Source organism: Kitasatospora sp. NPDC043949 (genome assembly GCF_056435365.1).
Genome location: NZ_JBWKEQ010000036.1, coordinates 16,472 through 30,868 on the forward strand (window position 1 = coordinate 16,472; position 14,397 = coordinate 30,868).

General features: G+C 75.9%; 11 protein-coding genes. 6 read left to right on the plus strand and 5 right to left on the minus strand.

What is annotated here, in order from left to right:
* Window positions 1-19: 19 nt before the first annotated feature.
* Window positions 20-370, plus strand: coding sequence for a hypothetical protein (locus tag AC07AL_RS26295; RefSeq protein ID WP_350884255.1), 351 nt, complete (start codon window positions 20-22; stop codon window positions 368-370).
* Window positions 371-394: 24 nt separating this feature from the next.
* Here the strand turns inward: AC07AL_RS26295 and AC07AL_RS26300 are convergent, their stop codons facing one another.
* From AC07AL_RS26300 to AC07AL_RS26315, 4 genes are all read right to left on the minus strand, one after another.
* On the minus strand, window positions 395-1,159 hold the full coding sequence (locus AC07AL_RS26300; protein WP_363586851.1) for a metallophosphoesterase: 765 nt from the start codon (window positions 1,157-1,159) through the stop codon (window positions 395-397).
* 10 nt (window positions 1,160-1,169) lie between these two features.
* Window positions 1,170-5,762 carry a hypothetical protein gene (locus AC07AL_RS26305; protein ID WP_478318393.1) on the minus strand — a complete coding sequence of 1,531 codons (4,593 nt, stop codon included), beginning with the start codon at window positions 5,760-5,762 and terminating at the stop codon, window positions 1,170-1,172.
* Between the two features lie 43 nt (window positions 5,763-5,805).
* Window positions 5,806-6,681, minus strand: coding sequence for a hypothetical protein (locus tag AC07AL_RS26310; RefSeq protein ID WP_363631532.1), 876 nt, complete (start codon window positions 6,679-6,681; stop codon window positions 5,806-5,808).
* 66 nt (window positions 6,682-6,747) lie between these two features.
* The gene (locus AC07AL_RS26315; RefSeq protein ID WP_363586885.1) at window positions 6,748-8,292 is read right to left on the minus strand and encodes a hypothetical protein; all 1,545 of its coding nucleotides are present in this window, start codon (window positions 8,290-8,292) and stop codon (window positions 6,748-6,750) included.
* Between the two features lie 194 nt (window positions 8,293-8,486).
* Here AC07AL_RS26315 and AC07AL_RS26320 point away from each other — a divergent pair, with 194 nt between their 5' ends.
* The 5 genes from AC07AL_RS26320 to AC07AL_RS26340 all read left to right on the plus strand — a co-directional run bounded on the left by AC07AL_RS26320 (window position 8,487) and on the right by AC07AL_RS26340 (window position 12,779).
* Window positions 8,487-9,527 (plus strand): IPT/TIG domain-containing protein, encoded by a 1,041-nt coding sequence (locus tag AC07AL_RS26320; protein WP_400989183.1) that lies wholly within the window; start codon window positions 8,487-8,489, stop codon window positions 9,525-9,527.
* A gap of 238 nt (window positions 9,528-9,765) precedes the next feature.
* Entirely contained in the window at window positions 9,766-10,302 is a 537-nt protein-coding gene (locus AC07AL_RS26325) for a hypothetical protein (protein WP_363586855.1), read from the plus strand.
* Between the two features lie 140 nt (window positions 10,303-10,442).
* Window positions 10,443-11,219 carry a LamB/YcsF family protein gene (locus AC07AL_RS26330; protein WP_363586856.1) on the plus strand — a complete coding sequence of 259 codons (777 nt, stop codon included), beginning with the start codon at window positions 10,443-10,445 and terminating at the stop codon, window positions 11,217-11,219.
* Entirely contained in the window at window positions 11,216-11,842 is a 627-nt protein-coding gene (pxpB, locus tag AC07AL_RS26335; protein WP_363586857.1) for a 5-oxoprolinase subunit PxpB, read from the plus strand. The genes AC07AL_RS26330 and pxpB overlap by 4 nt, the downstream gene beginning before the upstream one ends.
* Before the next feature lie 73 nt (window positions 11,843-11,915).
* Entirely contained in the window at window positions 11,916-12,779 is an 864-nt protein-coding gene (locus tag AC07AL_RS26340) for a 5-oxoprolinase subunit C family protein (RefSeq protein ID WP_478318395.1), read from the plus strand.
* 110 nt (window positions 12,780-12,889) lie between these two features.
* Here the strand turns inward: AC07AL_RS26340 and rox are convergent, their stop codons facing one another.
* Complete coding sequence (gene rox / locus AC07AL_RS26345) at window positions 12,890-14,317, minus strand: rifampin monooxygenase (protein WP_478318397.1); 1,428 nt, start codon at window positions 14,315-14,317, stop codon at window positions 12,890-12,892.
* Between the last annotated feature and the right edge of the window lie 80 nt (window positions 14,318-14,397).

The window sequence follows — 14,397 nt, forward strand, 5'->3', positions numbered from 1 at the left end:
CGCGCCTGGGGGTCGATCGATGTCCGTGCCACGCCGCCGTCGCCGCCTGCCCGACGAGGTGCGCGCCGCCGCCGTCCGGGCGGTGCTCTGCCTGTCCTTCACGCTGGTCGGCGTGGTCGTCGCCACGCTCGCCTCGTACGCGGACAGTTGGCTGATGACTCCGGCGCTGATGGCGATGGGGCTCGGGGTGTTCGGCACGATGTGGTGCCTGCTGGAGATCCTGATCTCGCGCCAGGTCGCCGCCCAGCGGCAGCGCGCGCCCGGCTCCGCGCACCCGATGGCGGGCAGCCGGGCGCCCGACCCGCTGGCCGCCCGGCCGCTCCCCCGCCCCGGCGGGCCGCAGCGTCAGCCGCGGCTGCCGGCCGCGTAGGACACCCGCGGCCGGCGCCGCGGGTCAGTCCTCCGGGACGGCCCGGTAGTGGGTGGTGAGCCGGCCCGTGTCGTCCAGGACGTGGAAGGCGAGCATCGGCGGCTGGGTGAAGGAGATGCCGGGCCCGCCCTCGCAGGGCAGCGTGACGGTGGAGACCACACCCGGGGCGACCAGCAGGGGCAGTCCGGCGAAGGTGGTGGCGGCGCCGGTGTGGGAGTGGCCGCAGAGCAGGCCGGCCACCCGCGGGTGCCGGGCCAGCACCGCGCCGAGCGCCTCCTCGCCGAACTGGCGGATCGGGTCGACGTTCGGCAGGTGCAGGACGGCCGGCGGGTGGTGGAAGGCCACCAGCGCGGGCAGGTCGGCGCGGCCGGCCGCCAGTTCGGCGTCCAGCCAGGCCAGCGTCTCCTCGTCCAGCAGGCCGTCGTCGCGGCCCGGGATCGAGGAGTCCAGCATCAGCACGTCGGCGCCGGGCAGTTGGTGCAGCCGGTTGACCGGGCCGTCCGCGGGGGCCTCGCCGAGCAGCACCTCCCGGTAGGGCGCCCGGCGGTCGTGGTTGCCGGGGCAAGTGAGCACCGGGTACCGGGAGTCCAGCACCTTGGCCACCTGCTCGTACTCGGCGGCCAGGCCGTGGTCGGCGAGGTCCCCGGTGACGAGCACGGCGTCCAGCGGGCCGGGCAGGGCGTCGAGGTACGCCATCACCTGCCCGGCCCGCCGCAGGGCGCGCCTGCCGCCGTCCCGGCGGTGCTCCTGCCCGAGGTGGATGTCACTGAAGTGCGCGATCGTCAGCATGGACGCCACGCTAGTCAGTTGCGGACTGCACCGGAACCTCGGCCGGACGCTTGAACATCCGGGTGGCGGTGATCTCGCCGTGGATGGCCGGGCCGTCCGGGTCCTGCGGGGCGGGCAGGCCGGGGCGCAGGTGCTCCTCGACCGAGATGTACTTGAGGCCCGCCCGCAGGTCGGCATCGTTGCGCAGCCGGATGACCAGCGGGAACTCGGCGAGCGCGGTGGTGTCGAACAGACCGGTGGTGTAGATCAGTTGGACGCCGAGCGCATCGGCCACGGCCCGCTGGAGCTCCAGCAGGTAGGTGGCGTTCGCGCGGCCGATCGGGTTGTCCAGGAACAGCGTGCCGGCGTGCCGCAGCTGGGACTGGCCGCGGTCGTTGGCGCGCAGCGCGGCCATCGTGCAGTACAGCGCGATGGCGGCGGTGAGCAGCTGGCCGCCGGAGAAGACGTCGGACATCTGGCCGACGCCGACCCGCTCGGCGCGCAGCACCGCGTCCGGCTTGAGGATCTCGACGCTGACGCCCTTCGGGCCGATCGCGGCGGCGACCCCGCGCAGCAGCAGGGACATGCCGTCGCGGCGCAGGTCGCTGTTCTTGCGGACGGCGGCGCGGGTGGCCTCGTCGATGACCTCGCCGAGGCGCTCGACCAGGGTGGCGTGGTCCGGGTCCTCGAAGCGGATCCTCAGGAACTCCTGGCCGGACCACTCCCCCAGGCCCTCGGGCAGCCGGGAGAGCCGCTGGGCGGCGCGCAGGGTGGTGAGCGAGGACTCGACCAGGCCGCGCAGCCGGTCGACGATCGAGCCGCGGTTGCGCTCCAGCTGGGCGAGTTCGTCGGTCAGCACGCGCAGCCGGGGCGCGAAGGCGGCGGCCCAGGCGGCGGCGTGCTCGGGCAGCGCGACGGCGGGCAGTTCGCGGATCTGCTGGCGGGCGGGAGTGCGGACGGCCTCGTAGCGGGCGGCGTTGGCGTGCCGGACGAGGGCGTCGGAGGCGTCGCGGACGGCGAGTTCGGCGGAGGACAGCTCGCCGGCGGCGGTGCGCAGGGCGCGGCGGGCCTCGGCGGCGGTGCCGCGTGCCTCCGGCAGCGAGCCGAGGTAGGGCTCGACGGACTGGCCGTCGTCCTCCTGCTGCTCGCGCAGGCCGTCGCGCAGCTGGCCGGCGATTTCGTCGAAGTCGGCGGCGGCCGACTGGGCGGCGTCGAAGGTGCGTTGCAGGTCGGCGTGCGCGGTGCGGGCGGCGTCCAGGGCCTCCCGGCGCTCGGCGAGCCGGCTGGTGGCGGTGCGCAGCAGGACCTGGGCGTGCTCGGGGTCGGCGGGGACGAGGTCCTCGGGCAGTTCGGTGTGCGCCTCGCCGCCGGCGGGGGCGGAGCGCTCGGCCTCGCCGCGCAGGCGTCCGAGCTGCTCGCTGGCGGCGGCGGAGCGGGCCTCGATGGTGGCGACCAGGTCCTCGGCGCGGGCGGCCGCGGCCTGGCGGGCCGGGCCGTCGGCGCCGTCGGGACTGCCGAGGAGTTCCTCGGCGCGGGTGCGGACCTTGTTGGTGAGGCGGTCGAGTTCGGTCGCGGCGGCGGCCTCGTCACCCTCGGCGCGGGCCTGCTCGGCGCGCAGGTCGGCGCCGACGCCGACCTTCTCGTACAGCTGGGAGGCGGCGCGGTAGGCCTCGCGCAGGGCGGGCAGTGCGGCGGGGGCGGTCTCGGAGGGCTCGTCGGCCTGCTCGGCGGCGGGGATCTCGGCGCGTTCGGCGCGCACGGTACGGGCGGTGCGGCGGGCGTCGTCGGCGGCGCGCTGGGCGGCGCGGCGGTCCTCGTCGCAGGTGCGGGCGCGCTCGGCGCAGACGGCCTGGCGGCGGTCGCACTCGGCGGCGTCCTCGGCGAGTTCGCGCTGGCGGCGGGCCCAGTTGGCGCGCTCGCGCAGCCGGAAGGCGAGGCCGGAGAGGGCGTCGGCGCGGCGGCGGGCGCGCTGGGCGGCCTCGCGGTGCTCCTCGTGGGCGGCGGCCGCGGCGGCGTGGTCGGTCTCGGCCTCGTCGTGGTCGGCGCGCAGGGTGGCCAGGGCGGCGGCGGCCTGCTCGGCGTGCTCGCGGGCGGCCTCGGCGGCGGCGGCGAGTTCGGCGAGGGTGCCGGGCGGGCAGCTGGCGTGCCAGGAGGCGAGGCGGGCGGCGAGGGCGCGGTCGGCACCGAGGCGGGCGGCGAGTTCGCGGATGTGCTCCTCGCGGGCGCCCGCCCGGGCGCGCAGTTCGCGGCGCTCGTCGTCGGCGGCGGACTCGTCGTGCATGGCCGGGTTCGGCGGCACCAGGAAGAACGCGGGCTGGTCGGTGATCGGGGCGATCAGGGAGGCGGCGGCGCCGACGGCGACGGTGGAGCGGGGCAGCAGGGCGGCGGCCTGCAAGGCCTCGCGGGCCCGCTCCAGCGAGGCGGGGTCGGTGACGACGACGCCGTCGACGAGTTCGGGGCGGGCGGCGAGGATCGCCTCGTGGTCGGCCGGGTCGACGGACTGGGCGAGGTAGCGCCAGCCCGGCAGGGCGGGGATGCCGTGCTCGGCGAGGTACTCGACGGTGGCCAGGACGTCCGGGCCGGGCGGCAGCAGTCCGCCGTCGCCGAGGGCGGCGAGGATGCGGGAGTCGTCGGCGGCTGCGGTGCGCAGGTCGAACAGGGTGCGTTCGGCGGTGGCGATGGACTCGTCGAGGAGTTCGCGCAGGTACTCGGCGTTGCGGTCGAGGACGGAGGGGGTGAGGAAGCCGGCGTCCTCCTCGGCCCCTGACCCGTCGTCGCTCCAGTCGGTGGGTGCGGGGGTCAGGGAGAGCAGGTCGGAGAGGCGCTGCTCGGTGGCGAGCAGGGCGGCGGTGCGCTGCTCGGCGGCGAGGGCCCGGGCGGCGGCCGTGCGGGCGTCGCCGGCGCGTTCGGCGGCGAGTTCGGCGCGGCCGGTGGCGGCGGCGGCCTCGCGCAGCCGAGCGGCGCAGGCCTCGGCGGTCGTACGGGCCTGGGCGAGGGCGGCGCCGGCGGCCTTCTCGACGTCGGCGGCGTGCAGGGCGGCGCGGGCCGGGTCGACGTCGCCGTCGGCGTCGATGAAGCCGGCCTCGACGGCGGCGGCGGTCTCCTGCTCGACCTCGGCGAGGCGCTGGCGCAGGTGGTCGACCTCGCTGCGGGCCTTCTGGGCGGCGGTGGCGGCCTCGGTGGCGTCGGACTGGGCCTTGGCGCCGTCGTCCTGGAGCTCGCCGGCGCGCTGCTCCTCGGTGTCGGCGCGGGCCTCGGCGGCCGCGGCGGCGCCCTCCAGGGCGCGGGCCAGGGCGGTGGCGGCGCGGGCGCGGGCGGCGAGCGCGGGGGCGGCGTCGAGTTCGGCCTCGCGGATGGCGGCGGCGACCCGGGTGACCCGGTCGGCGGCGGCGCGCTGGCGCAGGACGGTCTCGGCGGCCTGCCAGGCAGCGTGCAGGGTGCGGGCGTCGATGAGTTCGCGGCGCAGCGCGGCGGCCTCGGCGGTGGCCGCCGCGAGGCCCAGGGTGGCGTGCCGGTGGGTGAGTTCGGCGGTGATGAGGGTGTGCCGGGTGCGGTCGGCCTCGGCGGCGGTGACGGCGCCCGCGGCGGCGGCGACCTCGATGGCGAGGTCCTGGGCGCGGTCGCGTTCGGCGGCGGCGCGGGAGGTGAGGGCGTGGGCGAGGCGGCGGGTGCGGCGTTCGGCGGTGCGGTGGGCCTCGCGGACGCTCTCGCGGGCGCCGGTGGCCTCGACGATGCGTTCCAGCAGGTCGAGGGAGCCGGCGGTGAAGTCGCGTTCGGCGGTGAGTTCGGCGCGGCGGCCGAGCTTGGCGGCGAAGCCGTGGACGAGGTCGGCGAGGCCGTCGGTGTCCCGGGTGTCGGTGACGGCGCGCAGCAGCAGGTCGGTGAAGTCACTGTCGTGCTTGACCGCGAAGAGGCCGGCGGCCTCGCCCTCGTCGGCGTTCATCTCACGCTGGTAGCGGAAGAGTTCGGGGTCGAGGCCGAGTTCGCCGAGGTGCTCGGTCCAGCGGTCGTGGCCGTCCTCGAAGACCAGGTCGAGGTGCGGGTGGGCCTTGCCTGCCTCGGTGAGGGCGTCGCGGAAGCCCTTCATGGTGCGGCGGCGGCCGCGGGCCTTCTGGTCGCCGGCCAGGCTGATCCGTTCGGAGACCGGCAGCGAGTCCAGGGTGAGGCCGGGGCCGGGGCGGAAGGAGTACCAGGTCTCGGCGAACTTGCGCGGGTCGGAGGAGACCTGGCGGCCGCGCCACTCGCTGACCTTGCCGACCACGATCAGCTCGCCGGTGACGGTGTGCTGCCACTCCAGCGCGACGTGGCCGCAGTCGTCGGCGAGCAGGAACTTGCGCAGCACGCCGGAGCTGGCGCCGCCGAGGGTGTTGCGGTGGCCGGGGAGCATCACCGAGAAGATCAGCTTGAGCAGGACGGACTTGCCGCCGCCGTTCTCCAGGAAGAGCACGCCGGCCGGGGCGGGGCGGCGGACCGGGCCCTCGGCGTCCTCGCCGAACAGGCCGATCTGCTGCGGGGCCGGGTCGGCGACGGGCTCGCCGACGCCGCGCAGGTCGAGCACCGTGTCGGCGTAGCGGGCGCCGGCCGGGCCGATCGAGTAGAGGCGGACCCGGTTGAGCTCGTACATGTGCGGCGGTTCTCCGTGGCTGGGGGGTGGTCGGGACTCGGGCTCAGAGCGAGTGGAACGGCAGGCCTGCGTCGGCCACCAGTTCGTCGCCGGTGTCCGGCGGCAGCAGGCTGGCGGTGCCGTCGGAGACCGGGACGATGCCGAGGTCGAGCAGTTCGGCCATGGCCGCGCTGCCGGCCAGGTCGCGGACCTGGAGCTGGTAGCGGGCGGTGGTGCGGTAGGTGCCGCCGGCGTCGTCGGAGACCTTCTGCAGGAAGCCGGAGTCGACCAGGAACAGCACGGCCTTGGCGACGATGCCGATGGTGGAGCCGGAGAGCCGGCGGGCGTCCTTGGTGGCGCCGGTGGCGGTGCGCCGGGCCCACACCCGCCAGGCGGCCTCCAGGCCGGGGGCGTCGGACTGCGGGTCGGTGTTGTCGCCCTCGGTCGCGGCCTGCTCCTCCAGGCGGCGGCAGGCCTGGCGGACGAAGGCGTCGACGCCGTTGACGGTGATCCGGCCGAGGTAGCCGTCGTCGGCGAGGTCCTCGGGCCGGGGGAAGGCCATCGCGGCGACGGCGAGGTGGGCCAGGCCGTGCAGGAAGCGGTCGGTGGACTCGGTGGCGGCGCGGCGCGAGTAGTCCCCCATCCGGACGGCGAACACCGAGTCCTCGGCGGCGGCGACGGCCATGCCGGCGCGCGGCGAGACCTCCAGGACGACCAGGCCCATGCCGGTGGCGACAGCGTCGGCGAGCCGGGCGAACGGCGGGTCCTCGCGGTGGCGGCGGACGAGTTCGGCGTACTCGGCGTCGCGGGCGGGGAGCAGCTTGGCCTGGAGGCCGAAGGAGACCAGCCGGGCTGCGTCGGCGACGTCGCCGGGGGTGATCGGGGCGGGGGCCGCGGGTTCGGTCTCGGCCGCCCAGGACGCGTCGTGGTGGGTCGTCACGGGCGGTGCTCCTCGGGGCTGTTGCTGGTACGGGCGATCTGGTGGTGCGTCAAGACGGCGGCTTGGTCAGCCGGCGTCCTTGCGGTCGGCGGCCATGCCGGCCGCGTCGAGCAGGGCGCTGCCGACGATCAGGTCGGCGCCGCCGAACTGCGGGTCGCGCAGCGGGGTGCCGTCGTCCACGGCGAACAGCAGCCGCTCCTCGCCCTGCCGGTAGGCGGTGCCGACCGGCGGGCTGGCCGCGTGGACGGCCAGCAGGGCGACGAGGTACGGCAGCTCCGGGTCCTGCTCGCGGGCCTCGGCGAGCAGGCCGGAGAGCCGGCGGGGGGCGTCGGCGGGCAGGTCGAGCAGGAGCAGCGCGGCCTCCAGCTGGGCTTCGGAGAAGCGGCTGTCGTCCGGGGTGGCGACCAGGTCCGGGTCGGGCAGTTCGGCGCCGAGGTGCTCGCGCTCGACCGGCGGGGTGAGCAGCAGGTCGACCAGGTCGACGACCCGGACGGAGACGGGGGTGCGCAGGCCGGCGCCGCGGGCGAAGAAGGCACCGGTGGGGCCGACGGCCTGCTCGACCGGCAGCCGCAGCACGGGGGCGAGCAGCTGGCCGTAGAGGTCGATGCCGCTGCGGGCGCCGGGGGTGGCGAAGGCCTGCCGGTCCTGCTCGGCGCGGAACAGCGGGCCGGCCTCCAGCAGGCGGGTCTGCAGCTTCGTGTGCCGGCGGATGCAGTCCTTGACGATGTCGAGCAGCTCGGCGGCGCGGCGCTTGTGCTCGGCCCCTTCGGGGGTGTGGGGCTCGGCCTCGTCGCGGGCCTTGCGGATGTTGGTGAGAATCGCGTTCTCGTGCCGGTAGCGGTCGGCGATGTGGTCCAGCGCCTCGTCGATGAGGTCGGGGATGGCGCGCATCCAGTCGACGGCGCGGACGTTGCGCCGGGTCGCGTCGAGGGCGCGGCGCAGCGTCTCGGCGTACTGGACGGTGCGGTAGCGGGCCTGCTCGGCGGCGAGCTGGGCGTCGGCCAGGCGGCCGCGGCGGATCAGCACCTCCAGCTTGACCTCGGCGGCGATCTGGGCCGAGGTGACGTCGGTGTCGAGCGCGCCGACCAGGACGTTGACCGCCTCGTCGGTGGTGCGCAGGTAGACGCCGCCGTCGGGGCCGGGGACCTCCTCGATCAGCTTGAAGTCGTAGTCGCGCCGGACGTACGCGCCGTCCGCGCCGAAGGTGCCGTAGACGGCGCGGAAGCCCCGGTCGACGCTGCCGACGTTGATCAGCGACTCCAGCACCCAGCGGGCGACCCGCTCGTGCTCGGCGGCGGGGCGGTCGGCGGCCTGGGCGGCGACCCGGGGCAGCAGGCGGGCGAGCACTATGTCGCGGTCGGCGCCGGTGTCGAAGTCCATGTGCAGGGTGACCAGGTCGATCGCGGCGAGACCGACCTCGGCCATCGCGTAGCCGCCGTACTCGCCCGCCAGATTGACCTTGCGGTTGTCCAGGTCGTGCAGGGGGGCGGTGCAGGCCAGCGCCTTGAGCCGGCGGGCCAGGCCCTCGTCGGCGGCGGGGCCGGGCGCGGGCCTCGCCGCGACGGACCCGGCGGGCGGCCGGGGGCCGGGCAGGGTGGGCGGGTCAGCGATGGCGGTCACGGTGGACAAGATTAGAGGTTCGCACCGACATCGACCGAAACGGGCCTTGTGGGCGGGCTGCGCGGCAGGCCGGAGGGCGTGTCGGGGGTGAATTCAGAACGGGGTTTCGACGGGATTCCGCCATTCCCGAACCGATATTCGGGAAACCCGTGAAGGTGGCGCGTCGCCACCGTGATGATCGGCCTATGATCACTCGACTGGTCAAAGCAGGCTTCGCCGCCGCGCTGTCCGTGACCACCCTCGCCACCGGTGCCGCCGCCTCGTCGGCCGCCCCCGCCGACGCCCCCGCCGTTCAGGGGCAGCACGTGACCGCGGCCCTGAACGGCTTCCTGCCGGGCACCACCCCTCCCGGACCGGGCAAGCTCTCGGTCGGCTGGACCTCCGCCGGCACCCAGGACCTCACCGGGCCGACCCACATCACCGTCGACCTGCCGCCCGGGCTCACCACCGAGCTCGGCATGTTCTTCTCCACCCCGTACGACTACACCTTCACCGAGTCCGTCTCGCCCGACGGGCGCCACCTGGACGCCGTCCTCATCGGCACCCGCAGGCCCGGGCGCTACGAGTTCATGAAGCTGAACGTGGGCCGCGACTACACCCAGCAGCTGACCGGCCAGATCGTCGTGACCGTGTCCAATCCGAACGACACCGACCCGACCGGCCACGTGACGGCCCTGTCGGTCGACGGGACCACCCCGGCGCCGGTCGTCCAGGCGCCGCCCACGGTCGACGGCCTCGACACCACCACCGGCCCGGGCGCGGGCGGCACCGCGGTGACCGTCAGCGGTGGCAACCTGGCGCACGGCATGGTGCTGGTCGGCGGCGTCCCGGCGGCCGGCACCTGCACCGACACCGCCTGCACGGTGACCACGCCCGGCGGCTCGGGCAGCGCACCCGTCTCCGTGGTGACCCCCGGCGGCACGGTCGCGGCGCCGGCCGCCTTCGACTACACGGGCGCCCCGCCCCCGCCGCCGCCCGCGCCGACGGTCGGCAATCTGACCAACGCCGGCGGCCCGGCCGCCGGCGGCACCCAGGTGTACCTCCAGGGCACCAACCTGACGTACGGGACGGTCGCGTTCGGCGGGGTGCCGGCCGCGCACGTCTCCTGCGGCCCGTCCTTCTGCTCGGCCACCTCCCCGGCGGCGGCGGGCCCCGGCCCGGTGGACGTCACGGTGACCACGGCGGGCGGCACCAGTGCCCCGGTGACCTTCACGTACACCGCGTAGTCCCGACGTACACCGCGCGGTCCCGGCGGTTCCGATGCCCGGGTGCTCCGGCACCCGGGCATCGGCGTGTCCGGGGGGCGCGTGCCGGCCCGGCGTCCGGGGGTGCGCGCCCGCCCGGCGTCCGGGGGCGTGCCCGCACGTCAGGGGCTAGTTGAACGCGTTCAAAAGCAGGGTCTAGAGTCGGTTCCGTACAGACGGGACAAGACCCCGCCTGCTCTTCGGCATGGAGGTTCGCACCATGGACACCAATCCGGGCACCGGTCCCGCGGCGGTACTGCGCAGAGTCCGGCACTGGCTCTGGATCTTCGTGGTCTGCCTGGTGCTGAGCGGCCTGACGGCCTTCCCGCTGGAGACCGAGACCCGCTGGCTGGCCGACCTCGCGACCGGGCCGGCCGCGCCGCTGGCCGACCGCTTCCCGGCCGCACTGGACTGGATCGAACGCGTCCGCACCGGCGTCGCGGAGACCAATGACCGCTACCCCTTCCTGGCCTACGGCACCGACTGGCTCGCCTTCGCCCACCTGGTGATCGCCGCCGCCTTCTGGGGCCCGATCAAGGACCCGGTCCGCAACATCTGGGTGATCCGCTGGGCGGTGCTCGCCTGCGGCGCCGTCATCCCCCTGGCCCTGGTCTGCGGACCGCTGCGGGGGATTCCCCTGAGCTGGCGATTCATCGACATGTCGTTCGGAATCGTCGGCGTCGTCCCGCTGCTGATCGTGCTGCGGGCGCTGCGCCCGCTGGAACGTTCCTTCCAGGGGCCGGTGGCCGCGCCCTGAGCCGGAGCCGCCCGGCGCCGCCCCAGGGCGTGTGACCAGGGGTCGCACGCCGGTGGGCCCCCCGGGCCCGGGTCACGGGCAACGGCCTTCATCCGCAGGCCCTACCATCTGGCTCAACAGCTGCTGGAAGGCGGACGGGCGTGGCCGATGCGGTGATCGATCTCAATGCGGACCTCGGTGAGGGGTTCGGACGCTGGACGCTGACCGACGACGAGGCCCTGCTGTCCGTGGTGACCAGTGCCAACGTCGCCTGCGGCTTCCACGCGGGAGATCCGTCGACGATGCGCCGGGTCTGCGCGCTGGCCGCCGAACGCGGCGTCCGGATCGGCGCCCAGGTCTCCTACCGCGACCTGGCCGGCTTCGGCCGCCGGGCCATGGACGTCCCCCCGGAGGAGCTCGCCGACGAGATCGCGTACCAGATCGGCGCCCTCCAGGTCTTCGCCCGCGCGGCCGGCTCCCGGGTCTCCTACGTCAAACCGCACGGCGCCCTCTACAACCGGGTGGTCACCGACTCCGAACAGGCCGAGGCCGTGGTGGCCGGCGTGCTGCGGGCCGGGGCGGTCTGCGACGGACCGCTGCCGGTGCTCGGACTGCCCGGCTCCCGGCTGCTCGCCGTCGCCGAGGGCGTCGGCCTCGCGGTCGTCGCCGAGGCCTTCGCCGACCGCGCGTACACCTGGGCCGGCACCCTCGTCCCGCGCCGCGACCCGGACGCCGTGGTGCACGACCCCGAATCGGTGATCACCCGCGCCGTCGGCATCGCCCGGGACGCCTCGGTGGAGGCCGTCGGCGGCGAACAGATCGCCGTCGAGGCCCGCTCCCTGTGCGTCCACGGCGACACCCCCGGCGCCGCCCAGCTCGCCTGGCGGATCCGCGGCGCCCTCGCCTCCGCCGGGGTCCGGGTGGAGGCGTTCACGTGACGCCCGCCGCCGTCCGGCGGGTCGGCGAGCGGGCACTGCTGGTCGAACTCGACGACACGGCGCAGGTCGCCGCGCTGTACGGATGGCTGCGCGAGCGGCAGGAGAGCGGGGCGCTCGGCGCGGTCGAGGAGATCGTGCCGGCCGCGCGCACGGTGCTGCTGGACGGCGTCGCGGACGTCGACGCGCTGGCGGCCCTGCTGCGCACGGCCCGTCCGTCGGCGGCCGCGGCGGCGACCGGGCCGCTGGTGGAGGTGCCGACGGTGTACGACGGCGCCGACCTCGCCGAGGTCGCCGCGCTGTGGGGGGTGTCCGAGGAGGCCGCCGTACGGATCCACACCGGGCCCGAGTACGTGGTCGCCTTCTGCGGGTTCGCGCCCGGCTTCGGTTACCTGACCGGGCTGCCGCCCCGCTACGAGGTCCCGCGCCGGGCCACCCCGCGCAGCAGCGTCCCGGTCGGCTCGGTCGCCCTGGCCGGCCCGTACACCGGCGTCTACCCGGGCTCCTCCCCCGGCGGCTGGCAGCTGATCGGGCGCACCGGGCTCGCGCTCTGGGACACCGGGCGCGAGCCGGCGGCGCTGCTGGCGCCCGGGGTGCGGGTGCGGTTCACGGCGGAACGGGCGTAGCGGGGGTGCGGGCCCACGACGGGCGGCGCGCGGGCCCCGGACGGCGGGGGACGAGGCGGACGAGATGGGGGCGTTGAGCGGTTTGCTGGTGGTGCGGCCCGGACCGTTGACCACCGTCCAGGACCTCGGACGGCACGGCGTCGCCCACCTCGGAGTGCCCAGGGCCGGAGCGCTGGACGAGCCCGCGCTGCGGGCCGCGAACCGGCTCGTCGGCAACGAGCCGGGCGCCGCCGGGCTGGAGACCACGCTCGGCGGGGTCGCCCTGTGCGCCCTCGGGCCGGTGGTCGTGGCCGTCACCGGAGCACCCTCGCCCGTCCGGGTGGACGGACGGGCGGCCGCGTGGGGTGCGCCGGTCGCGGTGCCGGCCGGGGCGGTGCTGGAGGTGGGGGCGGCGACCGCCGGGGTGCGCGGCTACCTGGCGGTCGCGGGTGCGATCGCCGTCCCGCCGGTCCTGGGCAGCCGCTCGACGGACCTGCTCTCCGGCCTCGGACCGGCCCCGCTCGCCGCCGGCGACCGGCTGCCGATCGGCCCGCCTCCGCCCGACCGCCCCCGGCCCGACCTGGTGCCGCTGCCCGCTCCCCCGGCCGAACTGGTGCTGCGGCTGCGGCTGGGCCCGCACGCGGACTGGTTCAAGCCTTCGGCGCTGACCCGGCTGGCCCGCGACGGGTACCTGGTCTCCCCGGCCGGCAACCGGATCGGGCTGCGCACCGAGGGCCCGCCGGTCACCCGCGCCCGGGCGGGTGAACTACCCAGTGAGGGCATGGTGTTGGGCGCGGTGCAGATCCCGCCGGACGGGCGGCCGGTGGTCTTCCTGGCCGACCACCCGACCACCGGCGGCTACCCGGTGATCGGCGTCGTCCCCGCCGCCGACCTCGCGGCGGCCGCCCAGGCACGCCCGGGCACGCCGGTGCGCTTCGTACCGCTGCGGGAGCGCTGAGCGCCCGCCCGCACGCCTTCCGGCGCTCCCGGCGCGACGGCTGTTCGCACGCCGCCCGGTGCTCCCGGCGCGACGGCTGTTCGCACGCCGCCGAGGCCGCGGCGGTGCACTCAGACGGCGGGGGCGCCGAACCACCTGGACAGGTGGCCGCGCAGGCCCTGCTGGTCCTCGCCGACCCACGCCACGTGGCCGTCCGGGCGCAGTAGCACCGCGGGCACGTCCAACTCGTCGCTGACGTCGACGACATGGTCGACCCGGTCCGCCCAGCCCGCCACCGAGAGCCCGCCGGTCTGGTCGAGCAGCAGCCCGCGGCCGCCGTGCATCAGCCCGTAGAGCCGGCCGCGCTTCAGCTCCACGTCGCGCAGCCGGCGGCCGAGCAGTTCATGCCCTTCGCCGAGGTCGTAGCGGACCCCGATCGCGATGATCTTCTCGATCAGGTACCGGTTCACCTCCTCGAATTCCGTCAGTTCCGCCAGCAACTGGCGCACCGCCCGGGCGCCGGGCTCCAGGGACATCAGGTGGATCTGCGCGCGGGTGTTGTCCAGCACGTCGGCGGCCACCGGGTGCCGTTCCGCGTGATAGCTGTCCAGCAGCCCCTCCGGCGCCCAGCCATCGACCTCGGCGGCCAGCTTCCAGCCGAGGTTGAACGCGTCCTGGACACCGAGGTTGAGCCCCTGCCCGCCGGTCGGCGGGTGGATGTGCGCCGCGTCGCCGGCCAGCAGCACCCGGCCGACCCGGTAGCGCTCGGCCAGCCGGGTGGCGTCGCCGAAGCGCGACAGCCAGCGCGGTGAGTGCGCCCCGAAGTCGGTGCCCGCGACGGCCCGCAGCTGCTGCTTGAACTCCTCGAAGGTCGGAGCGGCCGTACGGTCCTCGGCCACCCCCTCTGCGGGCACGATGACGCGGTACCCCCCATCCCCCTCGCGAACGGCGCCGAACCGCAGCTGGGTCTTGCGGACCTCCGCGATGACGGCGGCGATCGTCTCCGGCTCCTCAGCCAGCTCCATGTCGCCCAGCAGCGTCTCCACCCTGGAGGGCTCCCCGGGGAAGCCGACGCCGAGCAGCTTGCGCACCGCACTGCGGCCTCCGTCGCAGCCGACGAGGTAGCGCGAGCGCAGCCGTGTGCCGTCGGCCAGTTCGGCGCTCACCCCGTCCTCGTCCTGGCTCAGCCCGACCAGTTCGCAGCCGCGCCGGAGCTCGGCGCCGAGCTCGGTGGCGTGCTCGGTCAGCAGCCTCTCGGTGACCGCCTGCGGGATGGCCAGGACGTACGCCTGGGTGGTGTCCAGCCGCTCCGGCCACTCCTTGCCGATGCCGGCGAAGAAGCCGCCGACCGCGAACTTCCGGCCGAGCGGGAGGAACCGCTCCAGCAGGCCGCGCTGGTCCATCACCTCAAGACTGCGCGCGTGCAGTCCGCGCGCCCGGGCCGGCAGGGGCGGCACCGTCTCCTTCTCCAGCACGAGCACCTGCACGCCGTGCAACCGCAACTCGCCGGCCAGCATCAACCCGGTCGGCCCGGCACCGACCACGATCACGTCAATCATCACAAACCCCCAGGTATGCCCGCAGATCCCGGCTTCGGCCGGTCATTCTGCGGCACGACCGGGGCCTTGCGGCAAGCCCC